At 67.0% G+C, this 21,739-nt stretch carries 25 protein-coding genes, 1 tRNA gene and 1 other RNA gene; 12 read left to right on the top strand and 15 right to left on the bottom strand.

Going from position 1 to position 21,739, the window contains the following annotated elements; all coding sequences use genetic code 11:
- Position 1 precedes the first annotated feature (1 nt).
- Together NOF53_RS07305 and NOF53_RS07300 are read right to left on the bottom strand one after the other, a co-directional pair.
- Positions 2–1,342: a glutamine synthetase family protein gene (locus NOF53_RS07305; RefSeq protein WP_109329144.1), complete on the bottom strand. Its 1,341-nt coding sequence runs from the start codon at positions 1,340–1,342 to the stop codon at positions 2–4.
- A gap of 116 nt (positions 1,343–1,458) precedes the next feature.
- Positions 1,459–3,027: an alpha/beta hydrolase gene (locus NOF53_RS07300; RefSeq protein WP_255966819.1), complete on the bottom strand. Its 1,569-nt coding sequence runs from the start codon at positions 3,025–3,027 to the stop codon at positions 1,459–1,461.
- 182 nt (positions 3,028–3,209) lie between these two features.
- Here NOF53_RS07300 and panB point away from each other — a divergent pair, with 182 nt between their 5' ends.
- Genes panB through pip form a run of 3 tightly spaced genes read left to right on the top strand, consistent with a single transcriptional unit; the run spans position 3,210 to position 5,558 of the window.
- Positions 3,210–4,079, top strand: a complete 870-nt coding sequence (panB, locus tag NOF53_RS07295) for a 3-methyl-2-oxobutanoate hydroxymethyltransferase (RefSeq protein WP_255966817.1) — start codon at positions 3,210–3,212, stop codon at positions 4,077–4,079.
- A gap of 40 nt (positions 4,080–4,119) precedes the next feature.
- Positions 4,120–4,581 carry a hypothetical protein gene (locus NOF53_RS07290; RefSeq protein WP_255966815.1) on the top strand — a complete coding sequence of 154 codons (462 nt, stop codon included), beginning with the start codon at positions 4,120–4,122 and terminating at the stop codon, positions 4,579–4,581.
- A gap of 2 nt (positions 4,582–4,583) precedes the next feature.
- Entirely contained in the window at positions 4,584–5,558 is a 975-nt protein-coding gene (gene pip, locus NOF53_RS07285; RefSeq protein ID WP_374212582.1) for a prolyl aminopeptidase, read from the top strand.
- Between the two features lie 5 nt (positions 5,559–5,563).
- Here pip and NOF53_RS07280 read toward each other — a convergent pair whose 3' ends face one another.
- Both NOF53_RS07280 and NOF53_RS07275 read right to left on the bottom strand, forming a co-directional pair.
- Positions 5,564–6,961, bottom strand: coding sequence for an RNB domain-containing ribonuclease (locus NOF53_RS07280; protein ID WP_255967205.1), 1,398 nt, complete (start codon positions 6,959–6,961; stop codon positions 5,564–5,566).
- Positions 6,962–7,015: 54 nt separating this feature from the next.
- A complete protein-coding gene (locus NOF53_RS07275; protein ID WP_255966813.1) occupies positions 7,016–7,201 on the bottom strand; it encodes a hypothetical protein in 186 nt (61 codons plus the stop codon).
- A 418-nt stretch (positions 7,202–7,619) separates the two neighbouring features.
- Between NOF53_RS07275 and NOF53_RS07270 the strand changes: the two genes are divergently transcribed.
- From NOF53_RS07270 to NOF53_RS07260, 3 genes are read left to right on the top strand one after another with little or no spacing between them, the layout of a single operon-like run.
- Positions 7,620–8,066, top strand: a complete 447-nt coding sequence (locus tag NOF53_RS07270; RefSeq protein WP_255966811.1) for an FAS1-like dehydratase domain-containing protein — start codon at positions 7,620–7,622, stop codon at positions 8,064–8,066.
- Complete coding sequence (locus tag NOF53_RS07265; RefSeq protein ID WP_255966809.1) at positions 8,063–8,482, top strand: MaoC/PaaZ C-terminal domain-containing protein; 420 nt, start codon at positions 8,063–8,065, stop codon at positions 8,480–8,482. The genes NOF53_RS07270 and NOF53_RS07265 overlap by 4 nt, the downstream gene beginning before the upstream one ends.
- 22 nt (positions 8,483–8,504) lie before the next feature.
- Entirely contained in the window at positions 8,505–9,128 is a 624-nt protein-coding gene (locus NOF53_RS07260) for a LysE family translocator (RefSeq protein ID WP_255966807.1), read from the top strand.
- A 10-nt stretch (positions 9,129–9,138) separates the two neighbouring features.
- On the opposite strand, the gene NOF53_RS07255 is transcribed toward NOF53_RS07260, so the two are convergent.
- On the bottom strand, positions 9,139–9,942 hold the full coding sequence (locus NOF53_RS07255) for an alpha/beta fold hydrolase (protein WP_255966805.1): 804 nt from the start codon (positions 9,940–9,942) through the stop codon (positions 9,139–9,141).
- Between the two features lie 58 nt (positions 9,943–10,000).
- Positions 10,001–10,435, bottom strand: an RNA gene (gene rnpB, locus NOF53_RS07250) — RNase P RNA component class A.
- 77 nt (positions 10,436–10,512) lie between these two features.
- Between rnpB and NOF53_RS07245 the strand changes: the two genes are divergently transcribed.
- Both NOF53_RS07245 and NOF53_RS07240 read left to right on the top strand, forming a co-directional pair.
- Positions 10,513–11,040, top strand: coding sequence for a DUF1697 domain-containing protein (locus tag NOF53_RS07245; protein ID WP_255966803.1), 528 nt, complete (start codon positions 10,513–10,515; stop codon positions 11,038–11,040).
- Between the two features lie 6 nt (positions 11,041–11,046).
- Positions 11,047–12,282 carry an SLC13 family permease gene (locus tag NOF53_RS07240; protein ID WP_255966801.1) on the top strand — a complete coding sequence of 412 codons (1,236 nt, stop codon included), beginning with the start codon at positions 11,047–11,049 and terminating at the stop codon, positions 12,280–12,282.
- A gap of 6 nt (positions 12,283–12,288) precedes the next feature.
- Here the strand turns inward: NOF53_RS07240 and NOF53_RS07235 are convergent, their stop codons facing one another.
- From NOF53_RS07235 to cobC, 4 genes are all read right to left on the bottom strand, one after another.
- Entirely contained in the window at positions 12,289–13,401 is a 1,113-nt protein-coding gene (locus NOF53_RS07235; RefSeq protein WP_255966799.1) for a bifunctional RNase H/acid phosphatase, read from the bottom strand.
- Positions 13,398–14,135 (bottom strand): zinc ribbon domain-containing protein, encoded by a 738-nt coding sequence (locus NOF53_RS07230; protein WP_255966797.1) that lies wholly within the window; start codon positions 14,133–14,135, stop codon positions 13,398–13,400. Before NOF53_RS07230 ends, NOF53_RS07235 begins: the two co-directional genes overlap by 4 nt.
- A gap of 88 nt (positions 14,136–14,223) precedes the next feature.
- On the bottom strand, positions 14,224–15,372 hold the full coding sequence (locus NOF53_RS07225; protein ID WP_255966795.1) for a Nif3-like dinuclear metal center hexameric protein: 1,149 nt from the start codon (positions 15,370–15,372) through the stop codon (positions 14,224–14,226).
- The gene (gene cobC / locus NOF53_RS07220; RefSeq protein WP_255966793.1) at positions 15,369–16,403 is read right to left on the bottom strand and encodes an Rv2231c family histidinol phosphate aminotransferase CobC; all 1,035 of its coding nucleotides are present in this window, start codon (positions 16,401–16,403) and stop codon (positions 15,369–15,371) included. Before cobC ends, NOF53_RS07225 begins: the two co-directional genes overlap by 4 nt.
- Positions 16,404–16,432: 29 nt before the next feature.
- Here cobC and NOF53_RS07215 point away from each other — a divergent pair, with 29 nt between their 5' ends.
- From NOF53_RS07215 to NOF53_RS07205, 3 genes are read left to right on the top strand one after another with little or no spacing between them, the layout of a single operon-like run.
- Positions 16,433–17,158 (top strand): HAD-IA family hydrolase, encoded by a 726-nt coding sequence (locus NOF53_RS07215; RefSeq protein WP_255966791.1) that lies wholly within the window; start codon positions 16,433–16,435, stop codon positions 17,156–17,158.
- Positions 17,145–17,618 (top strand): low molecular weight protein-tyrosine-phosphatase, encoded by a 474-nt coding sequence (locus tag NOF53_RS07210; protein WP_255966789.1) that lies wholly within the window; start codon positions 17,145–17,147, stop codon positions 17,616–17,618. The genes NOF53_RS07215 and NOF53_RS07210 overlap by 14 nt, the downstream gene beginning before the upstream one ends.
- Positions 17,619–17,661: 43 nt before the next feature.
- Entirely contained in the window at positions 17,662–18,543 is an 882-nt protein-coding gene (locus tag NOF53_RS07205; protein ID WP_255966788.1) for an SURF1 family cytochrome oxidase biogenesis protein, read from the top strand.
- Here the strand turns inward: NOF53_RS07205 and NOF53_RS07200 are convergent.
- Entirely contained in the window at positions 18,484–19,467 is a 984-nt protein-coding gene (locus tag NOF53_RS07200; protein ID WP_255966787.1) for a cobalamin biosynthesis protein, read from the bottom strand. The genes NOF53_RS07205 and NOF53_RS07200 overlap by 60 nt on opposite strands.
- A 47-nt stretch (positions 19,468–19,514) precedes the next feature.
- Here NOF53_RS07200 and NOF53_RS07195 point away from each other — a divergent pair, with 47 nt between their 5' ends.
- Positions 19,515–19,877 carry a DUF5655 domain-containing protein gene (locus NOF53_RS07195; protein ID WP_159921579.1) on the top strand — a complete coding sequence of 121 codons (363 nt, stop codon included), beginning with the start codon at positions 19,515–19,517 and terminating at the stop codon, positions 19,875–19,877.
- 91 nt (positions 19,878–19,968) lie between these two features.
- Here NOF53_RS07195 and NOF53_RS07190 read toward each other — a convergent pair.
- From NOF53_RS07190 to NOF53_RS07175, 4 genes are all read right to left on the bottom strand, one after another.
- Positions 19,969–20,043 (bottom strand) — tRNA-Val (locus NOF53_RS07190).
- Positions 20,044–20,075: 32 nt separating this feature from the next.
- Positions 20,076–20,540, bottom strand: coding sequence for a peroxiredoxin (locus NOF53_RS07185; RefSeq protein WP_255966784.1), 465 nt, complete (start codon positions 20,538–20,540; stop codon positions 20,076–20,078).
- A 38-nt stretch (positions 20,541–20,578) separates the two neighbouring features.
- Positions 20,579–21,004, bottom strand: a complete 426-nt coding sequence (locus NOF53_RS07180; RefSeq protein ID WP_255966782.1) for a DUF3052 domain-containing protein — start codon at positions 21,002–21,004, stop codon at positions 20,579–20,581.
- Between the two features lie 165 nt (positions 21,005–21,169).
- Entirely contained in the window at positions 21,170–21,673 is a 504-nt protein-coding gene (locus NOF53_RS07175) for an Rv2240c family protein (RefSeq protein WP_255966781.1), read from the bottom strand.
- Between the last annotated feature and the right edge of the window lie 66 nt (positions 21,674–21,739).

Here is a 21,739-nt window from a genome sequence, read left to right as displayed (position 1 = left end):
CTCACAACCCCAGATACGTCTTGAGTTCGAACGGCGTCACGTGGCTTCGGTACTCTTCCCACTCGCGACGCTTGTTGCGGAGGAAGAAGTCGAACACGTGCTCACCGAGTGCTTCGGCGACCAGTTCGGACTTCTCCATTTCCCGCAGCGCGCCGTCGAGGTTTCCGGGGAGTTCGCGGTACCCCATGGCACGCCGCTCGGCCGACGTCAACGCCCACACGTCGTCCTCGGCCTCCGGCGGCAACGCGTAACCCTTCTCGATGCCGCGCAGGCCCGCGGCGAGCAAGACCGCGAACGTGAGATACGGGTTGCACGCAGAGTCCGGGCTGCGGATCTCGACGCGACGCGAGGACGCCTTGTTGGGCGTGTACATCGGGACACGCACGAGCGCCGACCGGTTCGACGGACCCCAGGACGCCGCGGTCGGAGCTTCACCACCGTGGATGAGGCGCTTGTACGAGTTCACCCACTGATTGGTGACGGCACTGATTTCGTTGGCGTGTTCGAGGATGCCGGCAATGAACGCCTTACCGGTCTCCGACAGCTGCATCGGATCGTCCGGATTGTGGAAGGCGTTGGTGTCGCCCTCGAACAGGCTCATGTGCGTGTGCATGGCCGAGCCGGCCTGATCGCTGAACGGCTTGGGCATGAACGTGGCCCGCACACCCTCGGCGATGGCAACTTCCTTCACCACGTAACGGAAGGTCATGACGTTGTCGGCCATCGACAGTGCATCCGCGTACCGCAGGTCGATCTCTTGCTGGCCGGGAGCCGCCTCGTGGTGGCTGAACTCGACGGAGATTCCCATCGACTCGAGCGCGTCGATGGCGTGGCGGCGGAAGTTGGGGGCGGAGTCGTGGACGGCCTGGTCGAAGTACCCTCCGGAGTCGGCGGGCTTGGGCGGCGTGCCGTCGATCGGCCCGTTCTCGAGGAGGAAGAACTCGATTTCGGGGTGCACGTAGCAGCTGAAGCCGAGGTCGCTGGCCTTGTTCAGCTGCCTGCGGAGCACATGCCGCGAATCGGCCCAGGACGGAGATCCGTCGGGCATCGCGATGTCGCAGAACATGCGGGCGGAGTGCTGATGGCCCTTGCTCGAACTCCAGGGCAGGACCTGGAAAGTGGAGGCGTCCGGCTTCGCGACAGTGTCCGCTTCCGACACCCGCGAGAACCCTTCGATCGCGGATCCGTCGAAGCCGATGCCCTCCTCGAAGGCACCTTCCAGTTCCGCGGGGGCGATCGCCACCGATTTCAGGTATCCGAGAACATCCGTGAACCACAATCGGACGAACCGAATGTCGCGCTCTTCCAGGGTGCGAAGCACGAATTCCTTTTGGCGATCCATGTCCGCGAGAGTAAGCAAAGTTCGTTAAATCTGTGTTACTTCGCGGATTCGCCCGGCTACGATTCCGCATCGTGCCAGCGTGCGGGCACATCGACCCCTCGCGGCGGACGGGCGTGTCAACACGTGAGGTCCGCGGGCGGCGTCTCGAGGTTCACGAAATAGTCGATGACGGCGTGGTCGACGCACGCTTCGCCGTCGAGAACAACCGTGTGCTGAGTGCCTCGGAACGTGATCAACGCCCCGTTCATCTGCTTCGCCAGATCCACCCCTGCCTGATATGGGGTGGCCGGATCCTCGGTGGTCGAGACCACTACCACCGTCGGAATTCCAGGGGCGTCGACAGTGTGCGGTGCACCCGTGCTGGGCACCGGCCAGAACGCGCAGACGTCGAGTGGCGCGTTGCCCGTGCCGCGACCGTCGTCGAGGAACGGTGCCGCCTGCCGGTACCGCACATCGGCCTCGCCGACCTTCGCGCGATCGGTGACCGGCGGATCGTCCACACACCGGATGGCGTTGAAAGCGTCGTTGAGGTTCGAGTAGCTGCCGTCGTCCGCCCGGCCCTCGTACAGATCGGCCAGCATCAGAAGCGAATCCCCGGTGCCCGTCCGCAGACTCTGCAATCCGCCGCGCAGCGGTCCCCACAGGTTGGGCGAGTACAACGCCTGCTGGACTCCGGTGATCGCGTCGGTGTAACTGAGACCTCGCGGATCGGTCGTGGCCGCCGGCTTCGCGATCAGCGGATCGACCAGGGCGCGGAACCTCTCGTCGGCCTGCGCCGGGTCGGTACCCAAGGGGCAGTCCTGCTGCCTCATGCAGTCGGCGACGAAGGCGTCGAACGCCTTCTGGAAACCTTCGGCCTGCAGGATCACCTCGTCAGTCGGATCCTGCTCGGGGTCGAGGGCGCCGTCGAGCACCATGGCCCGCACGTTGCCGGGGAACGTCTCCGCGTACGTGGACCCCAGCCGCGTGCCGTAGGAGTATCCGAGGTAGTTCAGCTTCGCGTCGCCGAGCACCGCCCGGATGACATCCATGTCCCGGACGACGTCGTAGGTGCCCACGTGGGCCAGCACGTCCGGCCCTGTCCGCTCTGCGCACTTGGTCGCGTAATCACGGTTCTCTGCTTCCGTCTGCGCGATACCGGCAGGACTCATGTCGACGTCGTCGTCCCTGCGCTTGGCATCCACCTCGGGATCGGTCAGGCAGGCCACTGCCGGGGTGGACGCGCCGACACCGCGCGGATCGAACCCGATGACGTCGAACTTTTCGCCGAGTTCCGTGCCGTCGGCGACAGATGCGAGCGCCAGCCCGGATGCCCCGGGGCCGCCGGGATTGACGAGGAGGGACCCGAGTTTCGCGCCACTTGCCCGGGACCGCGAGATCGCGATCTGGGCGATGGCGCCGCCCGGATCCGCGTAATCGTTGGGCACGCTCACCTTGGCGCAGTCGAGGTTGTCACCGAGCGGTGAGCCGTCCGTGCTGTATCCGTCGCACGAACCCCAGCTCACCTGCTGGGTATAAAAGGCCTCCAGTCCGTCGGGAGCGGACTCCCCGGGCGACGCAGCGGAAGGCGACGCTTCCGCGACTGCCTCTCCGGACTCTCCCCCACTTTCGCTACATCCTGCGACGACGAGAACAACTGCGACGGCACCCGCAAACGCGGCCGGTACGCGAGCACTGCGAAACATACGACGATCGTGCCAGTGTTCACCGTGTGCGTGCTCGAAGGGCAGGTCAGCCCGCACCGACCGATGTGACCTATCGCACCCGCGACAGGGGTTCGCACCCTCGTGGCCCGGTGGCAGACTGTAGGCGTCATCACCCGCACCCGGGGACCCGCCAAGGGCCTCGAGGCCAGAAAGGGACAACGATGTCCGCTAGCAAGTCTTCCGAGAGCACGTCCGAGAATCGGCTCTACGGATCAGCCCCCTCTCACGACGTTCCCAAGCGCAAGACCCGTACCCACCACCTGCAAGCCATGAAGGCCGAGGGCGAACGCTGGGCCATGCTCACCGCGTACGACTACTCGAGCGCCCGCATCTTCGAAGAAGCCGGCATTCCGGTTCTTCTCGTCGGCGATTCCGCCGCCAACGTCGTCTACGGGTACGAGACAACCGTTCCGGTCACCGTCGACGAACTCCTCCCCCTCGTCCGGGGTGTCGTACGAGGGGCACCGCATGCCCTGGTCGTGGCCGACCTTCCGTTCGGTAGCTACGAGAGCTCGCCCGAGCAGGCCCTCGCCACCGCCACCCGGTTCATGAAGGAAGGCCTCGCCCACGCCGTCAAGTTGGAGGGCGGCGAACGCGTCGCACCCCAGATCGCCGCGATCACCGCCGCAGGCATTCCCGTGATGGCCCACGTCGGCTTCACTCCCCAGAGCGTCAACTCGCTCGGCGGCTTCCGCGTCCAGGGCCGAGGTGATGCCGCAGAGCAACTGGTGGCCGACGCCATCGCCGTCCAGGAAGCAGGCGCTTTCTCGGTCGTCATGGAGATGGTGCCGGCGGAGATCGCCGGCCAGGTCACCCGCAAGCTCACCATCCCCACCGTGGGCATCGGAGCGGGCGCCGAATGCGACGCCCAGGTACTGGTGTGGCAGGACATGGCCGGCTACACCAGCGGTAAGACTGCGAAGTTCGTCAAGCGCTTCGGTAACGTCGGTGACGAGTTGCGGAACGCGGCCGCCGCATACGCGACCGAAGTACGCGCCGGAACGTTCCCGGCGGAAGAGCACAGCTTCTAGGTCGTCCTCAATTCACCAGGGCGGCACACACTCGAGGGGGATGTTCATGGGACAGCGATGCGTGCAGGGCACCGGACGTCGTCACCGCCTGGCCGTGGTCGCGGCCGGGATGGTGGCCGCCGCGACGCTGGTCACGGGGTGTGCCGGACAGAGCCCTGCACCCGCCCCCGGCACCACGGCACCCCCGGCACCGACCACCACCGCGGTTCCCGGCGCCGCCCTGGTGCCGGGTGGGGTCACCGAGGCCCAGGCCGCCCAGTTGTGCAGTGATCTCGAGGGGCAGCTGCAGAGCTGGCGCACGTACACGCCCACCATCGGAAAGACCGGGCTCAACGGGCTGGTCGGGACGTGGATCGCGAAGAACAACCTCAATGCCCTCGACTTTCTGCAGGATCGTGGACGCGTCGACGTGATCACGACGACCGCCTGCCCGCAGATCCGTCAGGAAGCCGTGACAGCGTTGGAGATACCCGATCTGGCGTCCGGCCTGATCGGGTTCTGAAGGTGCCGGCCGAGGCGCAACTGCGCACCCTCTATCCGGCGTTGGAGCCGTTCCGGTTCGGGCATCTCGACGTGGGTGACGGCCAGCAGGTGTACTGGGAACTGAGCGGCAATCCCGCCGGAAAGCCCGTCGTTTTCCTGCACGGTGGGCCGGGCGGTGGCACGGACCCCGTGTATCGCCAGTTCTTCGATCCCACCGTGTACCGAATCGTGCTCTTCGATCAGCGCGGGTGTGGCCGTTCCACGCCGCACGTCGCCGACGGTGCCGATCTGTCGGTGAATACGACGGACCGCTTGATCTCGGACATCGAGCTGCTGCGCAGCCACCTCGGCGTGGAGCGATGGCAGGTGTTCGGCGGTTCGTGGGGTTCCACCCTGGCGCTGGCGTACGCGCAGAAGCATCCGCTCCGGGTCACCGAATTGATCTTGCGGGGCATCTTCCTGCTGCGGCGCAGCGAGGTCGACTGGTACTACAACGGGGGTGCTGCGCATCTCTTCCCGGAACTGTGGGAGGAGTTCTTGGCCCCCGTACCCGAGCAGGAGCGGGACGGTGATCTGGTCGAGGCCTACCACCGGCTGTTGCATGCCGCAGATCCGGAGGTAGCCACACGGGCCGCGATCGCGTGGTCGGCTTGGGAAGGCGCGACCAGTTCTCTCCTGCCGAAGCCGGAACGGGTTGCCGAGAGCTCGGAGCCTCGGTTCGCGCTCGCCTTCGCCCGGATCGAGAACCACTATTTCCACCACCGCGGATTCCTCGCCGAGGGCCAGCTGCTACGCGACGCTGCGACACTCGAGGGCATTCCGGGTGTGATCGTGCAGGGTCGTTACGACGTGGTATGCCCGGCGACGAGCGCGTGGGCCCTCCACCGGGCGTGGCCCGGCTCCCAGCTCGACATCGTCGGCGACGCCGGCCATTCGGCGATGGAGCCGGGGATCGTCGATCGTCTGGTATCGGCCACCGACCGGTTCCGCCCCTGACGTTTCTACGCCGGATAGCTGAACTCGACGGTCCTCTTGGCGACGTCGGCGACGACGAGCCGGATCTTGACCTGCTCACCTTCCGCAGGATCGCCGACGCATTTGGCCATTACCGACACGGACGGGACGAACACGTCCGCAGTGCGCTTGCCGTTGCGTGAGCGGAGAACGGTGGCATCGAACACCTCCCCCACCCGGTCGGCGAGGACCGTCGCCTCGGCGAGGTCGATGCAGGCGCGTTCCACCTTGCCGGCCAGCGTGTCCGAGCCGCCCATGATTTCGGGCATCGATCCCAGTGCCTCGCGCACCCACGACGGGACCGCGGCACCGGACGCAATGGCCAGGCACACTTCCGTGGAGTATCGGTCCGAGAGCCGGCGCAAAGGTGCGGTGACGTGCGCATAGGGGGCGCCGATGGCCGCATGCACCGTCAACTCCGGAACGGTGCCGTCGAAGGCCGCGTAAGCGGCCCCCCGCAGCAACGACGGCGCCTCGGTCATCAGTACGAGCGTCGGCGCATTCGGGTCCAGCCCGGCGAGCATTTCACCCACACCGACGTCGCGTGGCCACTCGATGCCCAATGCCGCCGCGGTGCGTCGCAGAGCATTCACGGCGTCGGGCCCCGCGGGCGGCAACGTCCGCAGCAACCCGACATTCGCGTCGATCATCATGGCGGCGGCACACATTCCAGTGAGCAAGGACACCTCGGCGTTCCAGTCGTCGGCCTCGGTGCGGGGCGCCAGATCGATGCGCCAGCCGTCTCCGTCGGGCACCACATCCTGTTCCGGCAGTCTCAGTTCGATCGCTCCCCGGGCTACCGCGGCTGCGGCGCGAAGCCGGCCGAACTCGGGCAGTGACGTGATGGACGGATGCAATCGGCCCGCCTCGGAATCCGACTGGACCCCGGCATAGTCGAGCCGCGCGACCGAGCGCACGGTCGCGCGGGACACCGTCCACGCCAGCGGTTCGGCCCGCTGGTCGAGGTCGATCCGCCACAGGGCTGCGGGACGGATCTGGTCCGGCAGGAGGCTCGCCGACCCCTCCGACAGCTCCTTGGGGTGCAACGGGACCTTGCCGTCCGGAAGGTAGAACGTCTGTCCCCTCTTGCGGCTCTCCGCCTCCAGCGCACTGCCGGGTTCGACGACGGCACCCACATCCGCGATCGCATAGTGCAGGACGAACCCGCCCGCGGTGCGTTCGAGGTGAAGCGCCTGGTCCAGGTCCATCGACTCCGGCGGGTCGATGGTGACGAGAGGAAGATCCGTGCGGTCCTCACGCTCTGCGGCGCACCGGTCGGTGGCCTCTACCGCCTGGGACACAGCCTGCGGCGGGTAGCCGGGTGGAAGGTTGAACTCCTCGCGCACGGCACCGAAGTCGATTCCGTGCGCAAGGAAACGAGTTATCGGCACCGTAGGAACGCCCCTTTCACGCCGTAGGCACCCTGACGGTGCGCACTGTCAGTTGTTCCATTCCTCGTCGGCGTGATCTGCCGCCTTGTTTCGTTCAGCGGCGATCTGCAGCGCCTTCTCGGCTGATGCCCGGTCGGGGTACGGGCCCATCCTGGACATGGACGAAGCCGCCTTTCCTCGAGTGACGGTCCCGTCGTCGACGTTGTAGTACCAGAGTTGATCTTCGTCAGTCATGTTCCCAGTGTGGCACCGGCAGACCGTGTGGAGTTGTGGATCATGCCCAGACTGTTACCCTCGGGGCCTGTCCGGTGATACGTTCCCCGGCGCCGGTACGTGCGGTGTCGTGGAGGCGTCTCCCGCGTGCAGTGCCCGAACAGAGAATGGAGCGAGCATGTCAACGATCATCTTTGATCAGCTACTTCCCTACCTCGGCGCCGAAGGCGCCTCCTACTGGGCCCAGCTTCTGATGGTCGATCCCGTCTGACGGGATGCCGGTCAGCTGATTCGGAGCGAAGCCCCCGCCGAACTCGGCGGGGGCTTCACCGTGTCCGGGGTCGGTAGCTGAGCGGTCGGAGGTGGTGGTCGACGCAGCGGTGACGAATCACAGGCCGTTTCCCCTGCCCGTCGCCCACAGTCTCTCTACGCTGACATGATGGCAGTCAATCGAGCGATCGAGGGACGGGTCTATCCGCCCACCGAGCCGTACCTCGTCGGCCGTGAGAAGATCCGCGAATTCGCACGGGCCGTGTTCGCCACCAACCCGACCTCCTTCGACGTCGAACGCGCCCGAGCCGCCGGACATGCCGATCTCGTTGCGCCGCCGACGTTTCCCGTCATCGTGCAGGAACGCGCCCTCGCGCAGTTGGTCGCCGATCCGACTACGGGCATCGAGCCCGTCAACCTGGTACACAGCACCGAACACGCGTCGTCCCTTCGCCCGGTCGTCGCCGGCGACGAGCTGTCCGCGGTGCTCACGGTCACCGATGTGGCACCTCGGGGGCCCCACACCCTCATCGTCGCCACCATCGACATCACCGACGCGAGCGGTGATCTCGTCGCTACGATGACGTCCAGCCTGTTCGTGCGCGGTGAACAGTGACCTCTCCGGAGCGAATTCTGTTGGGCGACACCGTCGCCAAGTCGCGATATCACCTGACCCGCGCGTCGTTGGTCCGCTACGCCGGCGCCTCCGGTGATTTCAATCCGATTCACTATCGCGACGACATTGCGGCAGACGTCGGACTTCCCGGCGTCCTGGCTCAGGGGATGCTCACGTTGGGGCTCGCCACACAGTGCGTCGTCGATTGGCTCGGCGATCCCGCGCGGATCAACGGCTACCGGGCACGCTTCACGAAGCCGGTGGTCGTTCATCCCGAGGACGGCGCGTTCGTCGACGTGGTCGCCAAGGCTGCAGAGGTGGACGACGATGCGGGTAGCGCCCGGATCGACCTCACCGTGACGTGCGACGGCCACACGGTGCTGGGTAAGTCGCAGGTGTGGATTTCGCTCCACTGACTCCGAACGAGATACTGGGGGCATGTGGGGAGTTGTCGCGACCGCACTTGCCGTGCTGGCGCAGTTGACGGTTGTTCCGGGTCCGGACATGGCGGTGGTCACCAGGGAAGGCCTGTCCGGGGGGCGGAGCTCCGCGCTGAGGGCGACGTTCGGTGTGGTTGCCGGGCTGATGGTCTGGGGTGCGCTGACCGTTGTCGGGCTCGGCGCCGTACTCGCGGCGTCCGCGGAGGCGTACACGGTGGTCAAGGTCGTCGGTGGGCTCTACCTCGTGTACCTCGGTGTCACCACGCTGTGGCAGAGCCGCACCCGCAAGGAATCGGCCGGGACGAAGCCCGTTTCCGTGCACTTGCAAGGCTCGAGTTGGCGGGCGGGATTCCTCACCAACCTCCTCAATCCGAAGATCGCGGTGTTCTACACCGGACTTCTCCCCCAGCTCGTTCCGCCCGGCTGGCCCACCGCCCCCACTCTGGCAGCGCTGGTGCTCGTCCACGGGCTTCTCGGCATCGTGTGGCTCGGTGCCTACAGTCTTCTGTTGACCCGGGCCCGCGCCACCCTGGGGAAGCCGTCGATACGGCGAATCCTCGACCGCATCACGGGCACCGTGCTCTTCGGTTTCGGGGCGGTGGTGGTCGCCGAGGCGAGGTAGTGGACGCGGGTCAGCGTGGCGCCGAGGATGTCGCCGAGCTACCGCCCAGCAGGATGGTGCCGATGAGATCGGGGTCGTCGCTCATGGGGACGTGGCCAATTCCGGGAAGCACCAGCAGCCGGGCCTGGGGAAAGGACTTGCGCACCCGTCGCGCCTGGTACACGGGCAGGATGAAATCGCGCCTCCCCCACGCCACGGTGACAGGAACGGTGGCGTCCACGACGGGCGGCAGCGCGAAGGTGGCCGTCATCCCCTGGTCCACCAACGCGTTGGTGGCGAGGGACCGGGCGTCGATCACGGCATCCTCGTACGGCACGTGGCTCGGCCTGGCGAAGAACGCGGCGAGCGACGGATAACGGATGGCGCGGTAGCTCAGCGCCTTCGGAGCATTCTCCCCCATTGCCCTCGTAACCTTGCGGAGCGCGCGGAAGGTGTAGATGGTGCGCGCCTGATCCGCCCTGTTGACGAAGAACCCGGCCGGCGAGAGCGCTGTGGCGGAGGCCACCTCACCCCTGGCTGCGAGAGCGAGGGAAAGCCAGCCGCCGAGAGAGTTCCCGGCGATATGTGCGCGTTCCCCCGGCGGCGTCACCGAACGGACGAACGCGCTCAGCCCCTCGAGCAGCGCGGCCATCGCGTCCACACCGTCGTGCTCGAGCGCCGGACACTCCCCATGGCCCGGAAGGTCGACGGTGACCACTCGTCGATACGGCGTCAACTGGTCCAGCAGGGCGTTCCACGCCTGGCGACGATGCACCACGCCGTGTACGAGGACGAGCGTGGGGCCGGAGCCGGCGATGTCATGAGGCAAGTCCATGGGCAGATGTTAGCGCTCCCACAGGTAACACCTAAAGCTCCGGGTAAAACGACGAGCGCGGACGAGTTGGCGTGTAAGCCGGATCCTGTCCCCGGCACCGAAATGCCGGGTGGCGACCATCCATCTGGGCACACCGTCGCCGGGTACCTCGAGCGGTTCACCCGCAGGCTCGGGCGAGCAGCCCTCGAACACCTGCGCAACTGCACCAGACCCGAAGGACCTGGTGCAGTCTTCAACCTTGCTCCGGGCGGGGTTTACCTAGCCACCCCGGTCACCCGGGGTGCTGGTGCGCTCTTACCGCACCGTTTCACCCTGACCGACGCACATCCCGGAGAATGTGACGTCGGCGGTCTGTTTTCTGTGGCACTGTCCCGCGAGTCACCTCGGGTTGCCGTTAACAACCGCCCTGCTCTGTGGAGTCCGGACTTTCCTCGGCTCAGGGCCTGTGCATCTGCATGCTGGTTCCCTGTGCCGCGGCCGCCCGGCCAACTCGTCCGCCCGATCAGGATACTCGGCGCGCGCTCCGCCTCCGACGTCGCGGTGTCATCCCCTCGCACTATGGTCGGAATCATGACTCGATACGTCGCCCTTCTGCGCGGAATCAATGTGGGTGGCATCAACATCAAGATGGCAGAGCTACGCCGCACCTTCAGCGACTTGGGATTCGAGAACGTGAAGACGGTGCTCGCGTCCGGCAACGTGCTCTTCGACTCCGATCGCACCGACACCGCGGGGCTGAAAGGTGAGATCGAGAAGGCCTTGAGTGCCGAGTTCCGTTACGAGGCGTGGGTTTTCGTTCTGGAACTCGATACGGTTCGGAAGATCGTCGACGACTACCCGTTCGATCCCGAACGAGAAGGCTGGCACCCGTACGTACTAGTGACGCCCGACCCCGACGTCCTTTCCGGGTTCGTCGCCAAGCGTGAGGAGCTGGATCCTGCCGTCGAGCGAATCCAGGCCGGGAACGGGGTTCTGTACTGGGAGGTCGAGCGTGGTATGACACTGAAGAGCGCGTTCGGCAAGAGCACGGGCACACCGCGACTCAAGGCCTCCACCACCACCCGCAACCTGCGCACCCTGCAGAAGCTCTTGAAGTAACTCGCGGTGATAGTTCTGGCAGCGGCGTTGGTCGCCGCGGTCCTCCTGTTCGCGGTCGTCCGCCCGTACCGCCTCCCCGAGGTCGTGGTGGCCGCCCCGGCCGCAGCCGTCGCAGTGGGGGTGGGCCTGGTGACGCCGTCCCAGGCCTGGGACGAGGTGGCCGAGATGGCGCCGACCGTCGGGTTCCTGGCCGCGATCCTCGTCCTGGCGCACCTGGCGGATGCGATGGGTGTGTTCGCCTGGATCGCGAGCCGGTTACGGCGCGGCGCACGGGGAGACCCGGCGCGTTTGCTGACGCTGGTGTTCGGGGCCGCCGCACTCACCACTGCGGTCCTGAGCCTCGACGCCACGGTGGTGCTCCTCACGCCGGCGGTCATCGCCACGGCGCGTGCGTTGCAGATGGATCCACGTCCGCATTCGTATGCCACAGCGCATCTGTCGAACACCGCGTCGACACTTCTGCCGGTGTCCAACCTCACCAACCTCATCGCGTTTTCGGCGACGGGGATGACCTTCCTCCATTTCACCGCGGTGATGGCGCTGCCCTGGATCGTGTCGGTTCTCGTCGAACTCGCGCTCTTCCGCGTGTTTTTCCGGCGGGAACTGCTCGGTCGGCCAGGCGCCGAACCCGAGGCGGAACGCGACACACGCGCGCCGACTGCGGCGTTGGCGATCGTCGGGGGCACGCTGGCAGGATTCGCTGTGTCCAGCGTCGTCGACGTCGCCCCGGTGTGGGTGGCGGCCCTCGGGGCGCTCGCGCTGGGCGTACTCGCCCTGCGTGAGGGACGAACCAAAATCCGTCACATCATCTACGCGGTGGACGTGTGGTTCTGCATGTTCGTCCTCCTCCTCGGCGTCGTGGTGGCGGGAGTGGCGAACGGTCCGATCGGTCAGTGGATCAGCGAGCGGCTTCCCACCGACGCCACGTTCCTCGGCTTGCTGGTGATGGCCGTGGTGGCGGCCGTGGCGGCCAACCTCGTCAACAATCTGCCGGCGACTCTTCTCTTGTTGGCGGCGCTGGGCACCCAGGCCACACCCGCCCTGATTCTTGCACTGCTGCTGGGTGTCAACCTCGGTCCCAACCTCACCTATGTCGGGTCGCTGGCAAGCATGCTGTGGCGTCGGGTGTCCGCGCGCGCCGGTTCTCCGCCCGAGCTGCGGACGTTCACCGTTCTGGGCCTCCTCACGACTCCGTTGACACTGCTCGTCTCCGTCACGGCGCTGTGGCTGGTGGTCCGATGACCCGTCTCAGAGGTGCGAAGTGTCGTTGACCAGGCGGACCGACGAGCCACCGTCCGGATAGAACTCGGCGATGCTCAGCGACGCCAGATCCAGGTGCAGTTTGTACAGCAGCGAGGGTCCGGCAGCCAGAGCCAGCTGCAGGAGCGTCTTGATAGGAGTCACGTGGGTGACCACGAGGATGGTCGAACCGGAGTAGGAGGAAGTCAGGTCTTCTCTCACCTGCTCGATCCGCTCGCGCACCTCGTCGAAGCTCTCCCCGGACGGCGGGCGCACGGACGTGTCCGACAGCCAGCTGCGGTGAAGTTCCGGGTCGCGGGCCGCGGCCTCCGCGAACGTGAGCCCCTCCCACTTCCCGAAGTCGGTTTCGGTGAGGCCCTCGTGCACGGTGACGGGAAGCCCGAGGACCTCCGCCGCCGCCGCCGCGGTCTGCTGCGCACGTCCCAGCGGGGAGGACACCACCGCGGCGATACCGCCTCGTCCGGCCAGGCGCTTGGCCGCACCGCCCGCCTGCACCTGACCCAGTTCGGTGAGCGACGGGTTGCCGCGACCGGAGTATCGACGGTCGACGGACAGGGCTGTCTGCCCGTGCCGCAGCAGCAGCATCCGGGTGGGTGCACCGTGCGTGTCCATCCAGCCCGGCGCGGCCGGCGTGGTCGACGCAGGTGCGGGAGACGGTGTCGCCTTGGAAGGTGCGGGGATGTCCACGGCTTCGGCCGCATCCATCGCCTCGTTCGCAAGGCGGTCGGCATGAGAGTTCTCCGCGCGCGGGATCCACGTGTACGTCACCTGCTGGAACTGACCGGCAAGGTCGGCGGCCCGGCGTTGCAACGGAATCATGTCGGGGTGCTTGACCTTCCAGCGCCCCGACATCTGCTCGACCACCAGTTTCGAATCCATCCGCACCTCGACTGCCGAGGCGCCGAGTTCGGCCGCCGCCCCGAGACCGGCGATCAGTCCCCGGTACTCGGCGACATTGTTGGTAGCGACACCGAGGCCTTCCTTGCGCTCCGCAAGAACGGTGCTGTGCGCCGAGTCGAACACGACGGCGCCGTATCCGGCGGGCCCGGGGTTGCCCCGCGACCCACCGTCGGCCTCGACGACCACCCGCCCGGCACTCACAGACCGGACTCCTTGGTACGCACCAGGATTGCTCCACATTCCGGGCACCGCACCACGATGTCCGGTGCGGTCGCGGTGATGCGCGAGATCTCGCCGCGGTCGAGTTCGATACGGCACGCGCCGCACCGGCGCGCCTGCAGCAGAGCCGCACCGACACTGTTCTGGCTACGCTGCTTCTCGTAGACGGCGACCAGGTCGGCGGGGAGCTGCTCGGCCAGCGCGATACGGTCCGCGTTGCACCGCTGCTCCGCGGAATCGAGGTCGGCCACCGCATCGTCGCGGCGTCGTCGTGCGTCGATCAGTTCGTCCTCGATTTGCGACAGCTGGGCGCCGGCATGGTCGTGGTCGGACTGGGATGCTTCGCGCCGTTCCATTACTTCGAGCAGTTCGTCCTCGAGGAGACCCTGCCGTCGGACGAGGCTGCCGAGTTCGTGTTCGAGTTCGGTGAGCTGCTTCGACCCCACCGAGCCGCTCTGGAGCAGCGCACGGTCGCGATCCTCCCGCTTACGCACGGCGTCGACCTCGCCCTCGAGCTTGCGGATGTCGCGGTCGAGGTCGTCCAGGATGATCTCCACCGCCACTGCCGCGTCCTTGCGGGTGAGCCGTTCGGCCTCGAGGCGCTCGACTTCCTGCTGTTCCGGGAGCGCAGTGCGTCGGTAGGTGATCCTCGACAGCTCCGCATCGACGCCGGCGAGGTCGAGGAGCTTGGACTGGACCTGTGGTTCGACGTTCACGCGTGGTAACTCCTGCTGTCTTCTGTGAAGGGTTCTTCTCTGGAGATGTGTAGGCCAACCGTACCCCGGCCGCTGGGCCCGATCGGCGCTACCGCGGGCAGTCCGACGTCGCGCCGACCGACCACGGATCGGTCCGCACCGCCGACACCTGTACCTGCCATCCCGGTGTCTCACCGAAAGCCGTGTCCAGTACGCCTTTTGCCTGTGCGCACCAGGGCTGCTCACTGGCCCAGTGCGCGACGTCGATCAACGCTGGGCCACTGTCGCGTAGGTGCTCGTCGGCGGGATGGTGACGCAGGTCCGCGGTCACATACGCGTCGACGCCCAACTGCGCAATTGCGCTGAGGAACGAGTCCCCCGAACCCCCGCACACAGCGACCGTGCGCACCATCGCGTCCGGATTGCCGGCCGCCCGCACTCCCCACGCGGTGGTCGGGAGGGCGTCCGCAACCTGCTGCGTGAAGTTCCGCAGCGACACCGCCTCGCGCAGTTCACCTACTCGGCCGAGACCCCGTGGGCCGGGGAACGTGGCGGTCTCGAAGACGTCGAACGCGACTTCCTCGTAGGGGTGCGCGGCCCGCAGGGCGGCGAGTACTGCGGCCCTGATGCGCCGCGGCGCGATCACCTCCACCCGGCTCTCTTCCACGTGTTCGAGCTCCCCGACCGAGCCGAGGGCGGGATTCGCGCCGTCCGTCGGCAGGAACTGTCCCTCTCCGGTGACGGACCAGCTGCAGTCTCGGTAGTTGCCGATGTGGCCGGCTCCCGCGTCGAACAGCGCACGCCGGATCTTCGCGGCATCGTCGACCGGCACCGGCACGACCCACTTGTCGAGTGGCTCGGTGGGCTGCGGCTCGATCGGCCCGGTGACGTCGACCCCGAGTGCTGCCGCCAACGCGTCGGACACGCCGGGGTCCGCGGAATCCGCGTTGGTGTGCGCAGTGAAGAGAGCGCAGCCCGCCTTGATCAGCGTGTGGATCAGTGCGCCTTTGGGCGTGTGCGCGCCGACGGTGTCCACGCCGCGCAGCAGCAGCGGGTGGTGGACGAGAAGCAGGTCGGCGCCCGCGTCGACGGCCTCCGCGACCACCGCCGCGGTCGGGTCCACCGCGATCATCACCGTGTTTACCGGGTCCTCGGGGTCACCGCAGACCAGGCCGACGGAGTCCCACGATTCCGCAAGGGCAGGTGGATATGCCTCGTCCAGAACCGCGATGACGTCGCCCAGACGAACAGGGTTCACAGGATCTCCTTCATCGCGTCGATCAGTACCTCGGTCCGCTCGGGGGGCCGCACCGCCACCCGCAGAGAATTCCCGTCCAGACCAGGGAACGTGTCACAACGCCGGACGGCAATGCCCCGCTCCCGTAGGTGCTTTCGCATCAGTTCGCCATCCGGGAGTCGCAGCAGGAGGAAAGGAGCAGACGCCGGCTGGTGCACCGCCACACCGATGTCTCGCAGTCGCCGAATCATGTCCTCGCGCCAGGACCCCAGGAGCGCCGCGTTGTCCTGCGCGGCAGCGACGGCGTCGGCAGTACTGCATGCCGCGATCGCCTCCACCTGCAGGCTTCCCAGCGGCCAGTGCGCACGTCCTACCTGCAGTCGCTCGAGAAGCCCGGGAGGTCCGAGAACGTACCCGCAGCGCAGTCCCGCCAGCGCCCATGTCTTGGTGAGGCTGCGCAACACCAGGACGTCGGGCAGAGACAGGCCGGCCAGCGACTCCACTTCACCGGGCACCGCGTCGGCGAAGGCCTCGTCGACTACTAGAATCCGTCCCGGTCGGCGCAGCCGGAGAATGTCCTCGACCGGGTGCAGCACCGATGTGGGATTGGTCGGGTTTCCGACCACGACGAGGTCCGCCGAGTCGGGTACCGCCCCGTCCTCGAGTCGGTACGGATCCTCGAGCAGGACCTGGGTGACAGGTACCCCCGCCTCCCGCAATGCCCATTCGGGCTCGGTGAACGAAGGATGAAACAGCGCAGCCTTGCGTACACCGAGCCGGGGCAGCAACGAGAATCCCTCGGCCCCGCCCGCAAGAAGCAGCACCTCGTCCGGTGTCCGCCCATGCCGCTCAGCGACAGCGGTACGGGCAGCGAGGTCCGCGGCAACCGTGGGGTAGGTGCCGAGGTTCCCGAGCGCGTCGGCGAGGCGTCGGCGCAACCATTCCGGTGGGCCGTCACCTTGCACGTTCACTGCGAAATCGAGCAGACCGGGGCCTGCTTCCACGTCACCGTGATGACGCAGGCTCTCCCGACTACCGGCACGAATGTCCACAGCTGTCGAGCCTAAGGGACAATGGTCCGGTGACTTCGCTCTCCACCGCCCCGTCGGCCCTGTCCACCCAGTCGGCACTGTCTGCTCAGTCGGCCCTGTCCGCGCCGATCGTGCTGTTCGACCTCGACGGCACCCTCACCGACTCGGCTCCCGGCATCCACGGCGGTTTCCGGCACGCGCTCGCCACGATCGGGCAGCCGGAACCGACACCGGAGATGCTCGACAACGTAATCGGCCCGCCGATGATCGACACATTCCGTTCGCTCGGCCTCGACGAGGCCGATGTCCAACGCGCACTCGCGGCGTACTTCGAGCGCTACGACACCGTGGGGTGGGCGGAGAACTCCGTCTTCGACGGCATCGCGGACGTCCTGGCCGCCGCCCGGAAAAGCGGCAGGAGACTCGCAGTCGCCACCTCGAAATCCGAGCGGTTCGCCGTCCGCATCCTCGAGCACTTCGAGTTGGCGCACTATTTCGAGTTCATCGGCGGGGCCAGCAACGACGGACGACGCCGCGCCAAGGCGGACGTCATCGCACACTCGCTGCAGGCCCTGGGGGTCGCTGCCACCGAGGGTGCGACATCCGATGTGCTGATGATCGGCGACCGCGATCACGACGTGCTCGGTGCCGCCCGCTGGGGCATTCCGGCGGTCTTCGTCGAGTGGGGGTACGGATCACCGGCCGAGGCCTCCGGTGCGCACCGTTCGGCGCGCACGGTCACCGAATTGGGGAAGATGCTCGATGGCGCAGCCTGACGCCCGGTTGCACGTCACCTTCGTGTGCACCGGGAACATCTGCCGCTCCCCTATGGCCGAGAAGATCTTCGGCGAGCACCTGCGGCGCGCCGCCCTCGACCACCGGGTGACAGTGAGCAGTGCCGGGACCCACGGCTGGCACATCGGCCGGGAGGCGGACCTCCGGACAAACGAGATCCTGAAGCTGAACGGGTACCCCACCGGCCACACCGCTGCCGAAGTCGGGCCGTACCACCTCGGCGCCGATCTCGTGGTCGCCCTGGCTGCCAATCATGATCGTGAACTCGCTCACCTCGGTGTACCCGACGAGCGTCGCCGACTGCTGCGCAGCTTCGACCCGGACGCCGACACGTCGTCGGTCCCCGACCCGTTCTACGGCGGTCTCGAGGATTTCGAGCGCGTGCGCCGGCAGATCGAGGCAGCGGTGCCCGGGCTTCTCGAGTGGGTGCGCGGTCGCTGACCCGCGATCAAGGGTCTCACCTGCGAGCGGCTACCGTGGCAGTGTGCGAAGGCTGAAATTTCTGTTGCGACCCGGCTGGCTGGTGTTGGCCGTCGTGGTCGCCGGATTCGCATTCATGTGCTTCTACGTACTCGCGCCGTGGCAACTCGGCAAGAACACCTCGACCGAACACCGCAACCAGTTGATCGCCGACTCGGTCGAGGCCGAGCCGGTGTCCCTCGAAAGCCTGCTCCCAGGGTCGGCGCCGAATCCGGACGACGAGTGGCGCCGCGTCAGCGTCACCGGCTCGTACGTTCAGAACACTGACATCCTGGTCCGATTGCGGTCGATCGAGTCGGAGCCCGCGTACGAGGTGCTCACTCCCCTGCAGCTCGCGGACGGTCGCGCGATTCTCGTCAACCGCGGATACGTGCGGCCGATACAGGGAACCGAACCCCCGCCGGTCGGCCCGCCTCCCGCCGGGCAGGTCACGCTCGACGGGCGCATCCGCAAGTCGGAGGGCACCGTCGCCGGGAAGGATCCGATCGCGGAGAACGGCCTGCGCCAGGTCTACTTCATCGATGCAGGTCAGATCAGCGACTTCATCGGCATCGAACTTCTCGACGCATACGTGCAGTTGGAACCCGATCAGCCCGGCGGTTTGGGCGCAATTCCGCTTCCGCAGCTCGACGCCGGCCCCTACCTCTCGTACGGATTGCAGTGGCTGGCGTTCGGAATCATGGCGCCCCTGGGATTGGCGTACTTCGTCCGCGCCGAATGGCGGGAACGTCGCAAGGAGAAGGCTGCCGGAGACGGCTCGTCCTCGGCTCCCGCTCCGGTTCCGACTGCGAGGAAAACGCCGTTCACCCGGGGCAAGCCCACCGACTCAGCGCCTCGGACGGCGGCGGAAGCGAAGATGGCCGACCGCTACGGCAAGAGCCGCTGAGAGAAACGTCGCCCCGTACTGGACGGCAGTCGACAGCTGCACCGCACGACGGAGATCCGTAGGCGCGGGCATACGGCCATTCCCGAGCTGGGGGCGCATTTCCACTCCGTGCGCATACTGGGTGCGGCCACCGAGCGAGATTCCGAGGGCGCCCGCGGTCGCGGCTTCCACGACGCCCGCGTTGGGGCTCGGGTGCCCCGCCGCGTCCCGGAACCATGCCGTCGTTGCCTGCCGCGGTGAACCACCCACCACGGGGGCGAGCGCCACGGTGAGCGCGCCTGTCAGCCGGGCAGGCAGGAGATTGAGGACGTCGTCGCCGCGCGCCGCAGCCCACCCGAAATTGCGGTATCTCTGCGAGCGATACCCGACCATCGCGTCCAGCGTGTTGGATGCCCGATAGACGAACAGGCCGGGGATTCCTGCCACCGCACCCCAGAAGAGAGCTCCCACGGCCGCGTCGGACGTGTTCTCCGCCACCGACTCCAGTGTCGCCCGGGTGATGCCCTCGGCGTCGAGCACGCTGGGGTCCCGGCCGCAGAGAGACGGCAGCAGGGCCCGGGCGGCGGTGAGATCGTCCCCCGCGAGGTGTCCGGCCATCGCCGCGCCGGTGCGGCCGAGCGACGTTCCGCCGAGCACGGCCCAGGTCGCGATCGCTGTCCCGGCAGCCTCTCCAGCCCAGCCTCCCTGCCGCACAGCCCCTGTGGTGACCATCCCTAGCGCCCCGACGACGCTGACGAGCACTCCGGCATGCACAACACCCGCGAGCCGCGAGTCGCTGTAGATGGTTCTCTCGCACGCCACTGCTGCCCTGCCGAACCCGGACACGGGATGCCACCGGGCGGGGTCGGCCAGCAGCCGGTCGGCGGCGAAGCCGAGCAACAGGCCCGCTGCACGGGCGGTGCCTCGGCGGGAGGTTGGATACACGCCGTTATTTGTATCAACTACCGTTGCAGTGGAGTGAAGGAGCGTCCATGAGTGCCGTGATCGACGAGTACCTGGCAGGAAAAGACCCGGACGCCACGGAGCGTCTTCTGCAGTTCCGGGACCTGGTGTTGGCATGCGGCGAGGTGGACGAGCGAGTTCACAGGACCGAGATCGCCTGGGCGCGCACCCGCGTCTTCGCCGCCGCGTTCATCTACTCGTCCCGACTCGAGATCGCCCTCGACCTTCGTCGTCGCGTGCACCACCCGCAACTGCGCGACGCTTTCCCCACCACCAAAACGGTGATCACGCATCGGCTCACGATCACCGCAGACGGCCAGCTCGACGACACCCTCGCCGCACTCCTCACCGAGGCCTACGAAACGGTCGGTCCCGGCACCCGCGCGCGGTAGCGGCCGCACAGCCGCGCACGCTTCGGTCAGATGCCGAGTAATCGGTCGGCAAGTCCCCCAGATCGGTGCGGGGATGCGGAGAAGACGAAAATGGTGGGCGCGGAGGGTTTCGAACCCCCGACCGCTGGTGTGTAAAACCAGAGCTCTACCACTGAGCTACACGCCCGAACATCCGGCGAGAAACTCGCCGGATGTGCATCAGGACTCTAGCGTGGCGAGCGCTTTCTCCCAAGCTCCCTGGTCACGGGCTTCTCCGGGGCCGTTCATCTCGGCGAACCGGATGATGCCTTCTTTGTCGATCACGAAGGTGCCGCGGTTGGCGAAGCCCAGTTTCTCGTTGAAGACGTCGTATGCCTGTGCGACCTCGCCGTGCGGCCAGAAGTCGGCGAGCAGCGGGAAGGTATACCCCTGTTCGGCGGACCAGATCTTGTGTGTGGGCGAGGCGCCGACCGACAGCGCGAGGATGGCGGTGTCGTCGTTCTCGAACTTCGGCAGCTCGTCACGCACCTTGCAGAGCTCGCCCTGGCAAGTTCCGGTGAAGGCGAGCGGATAGAACACCAGCAGGACATTCTTCTTCCCGCGGAAGTCGGACAGAGTCACCTGTTGGTTGTTCTGGTCCTTGAGGGTGAAATCGGGGGCGGTGGCGCCCACCTCGAGCGGCATGACGTGATCCTTCGATGTGTGATGGAAGTGCCGGCGGGTCAGCGCTTGTTCACGGGGCGTGATTTCGGCTGTACCAGGCGGCTTCCGGACCAGTCCCCGAGGTTGGCCGCAGATGTCTGGGTCAAGCCGGCCGTGGGGGCTGATTCTGCGATCTCGCTGGGTTCCACATGACCGGGCTGGCCGGTCTTGGGGGTGAGGACCCACACGAACCCGTCGTCGGCCAGCGGGCCGATCGCGTCCATGAGGGCGTCGACGAGGTCTCCGTCTTCGTCGCGCCACCACAGCAGCACGACGTCGATCACCTCGTCCGAATCCTCGTCGAGCATGTCTCCACCGATGGTGTCCTCGACCGCGGCACGCAGGTCGTCGTCGGTGTCCTCGTCCCAGCCCAGTTCTTGTACTGCCATGTCAGCAGTGATCCCGAGTTTCTGAGCGTAGTTCTGGGCGTCCGCCGCGGCGACCACGGTGGGGTCCTCCTTTTGTTGACGGTGTTCGGGTACCCGAACACCGGCCGAATGAAGATCAATTAGGTGAAAGCGAACATGCTCGGACGCTTTCGCGCAAGCCGACTACGCGAAAAATGTGGAGAATCTGCCACGTGGTCATCGACCGAGCCTACGGTGCGGCGCTCAGGAAGTGGGGCAGGCTGCCCGAATCGAGTCGCGGAGTTCGTCCCCACGACCCGCCAGCGTGTTCAGATCGTCCCCACGTTCGCCGCTGTCCACGGCGGCCGCAAGGTCGCGATATGTGGTGGCGTAGTCGACGAAGAGACCGCCGAGATCGGGGGGCAGTGCCGTGCTCGCCTCCTCGGCCCGGTCCGCCGCTGACCGCAGGGCTCCTACTGCGAGAGCGGCTTTCGCGCCGATGTCCGCCGCGTCGGCATTGGCCGCGTCGATAAAGGCGTTGTACGCGTCGATGGTCTCGCCGGCGCGGGCGAGGAACAGCGCGCATTCCGCCTCGAGTGCGGCGAGTTCGTCTGCAGCCTTCTGCGACGACGAGGCCGCTTCCCTCGACGACGTGACTTCTTCGGCGTACTCGGCGGCCTGCGCTCGGTTTTCCTCCGGGCGCCCCTCCAGCGGGGCGGAGCAACCCGCGACCAGCCCGAGTGCAATCAGCGCAGCGGCGCCGACCACCCCCCCTCTTCCCGTTCCGGCGCGCATCCCTCTCCCCCGTTCTACGACTCCCCACAAGTGAACTGC

This window comes from Rhodococcus tibetensis (assembly GCF_024438035.1).
Lineage (GTDB): Bacteria > Actinomycetota > Actinomycetes > Mycobacteriales > Mycobacteriaceae > Rhodococcus_F > Rhodococcus_F tibetensis.
Note: the sequence above shows the minus strand (reverse complement) of the source record. Positions and strands in the feature narration are given on the sequence as shown.

What these genes read in the sequence shown, in the direction of transcription:
- NOF53_RS07305 (WP_109329144.1), bottom strand. Translation starts at nt 1,342, where the DNA reads ATGGATCGCCAAAAGGAATTCGTGCTTCGCACCCTGGAAGAGCGCGAC.
- NOF53_RS07300 (WP_255966819.1), bottom strand. Translation starts at nt 3,027, where the DNA reads ATGTTTCGCAGTGCTCGCGTACCGGCCGCGTTTGCGGGTGCCGTCGCA.
- panB (WP_255966817.1), top strand. Translation starts at nt 3,210, where the DNA reads ATGTCCGCTAGCAAGTCTTCCGAGAGCACGTCCGAGAATCGGCTCTAC.
- NOF53_RS07290 (WP_255966815.1), top strand. Translation starts at nt 4,120, where the DNA reads ATGTTCATGGGACAGCGATGCGTGCAGGGCACCGGACGTCGTCACCGC.
- NOF53_RS07275 (WP_255966813.1), bottom strand. Translation starts at nt 7,201, where the DNA reads ATGACTGACGAAGATCAACTCTGGTACTACAACGTCGACGACGGGACC.
- NOF53_RS07270 (WP_255966811.1), top strand. Translation starts at nt 7,620, where the DNA reads ATGGCAGTCAATCGAGCGATCGAGGGACGGGTCTATCCGCCCACCGAG.
- NOF53_RS07260 (WP_255966807.1), top strand. Translation starts at nt 8,505, where the DNA reads ATGTGGGGAGTTGTCGCGACCGCACTTGCCGTGCTGGCGCAGTTGACG.
- NOF53_RS07255 (WP_255966805.1), bottom strand. Translation starts at nt 9,942, where the DNA reads ATGGACTTGCCTCATGACATCGCCGGCTCCGGCCCCACGCTCGTCCTC.
- NOF53_RS07245 (WP_255966803.1), top strand. Translation starts at nt 10,513, where the DNA reads ATGACTCGATACGTCGCCCTTCTGCGCGGAATCAATGTGGGTGGCATC.
- NOF53_RS07210 (WP_255966789.1), top strand. Translation starts at nt 17,145, where the DNA reads ATGGCGCAGCCTGACGCCCGGTTGCACGTCACCTTCGTGTGCACCGGG.
- NOF53_RS07195 (WP_159921579.1), top strand. Translation starts at nt 19,515, where the DNA reads ATGAGTGCCGTGATCGACGAGTACCTGGCAGGAAAAGACCCGGACGCC.
- NOF53_RS07185 (WP_255966784.1), bottom strand. Translation starts at nt 20,540, where the DNA reads ATGCCGCTCGAGGTGGGCGCCACCGCCCCCGATTTCACCCTCAAGGAC.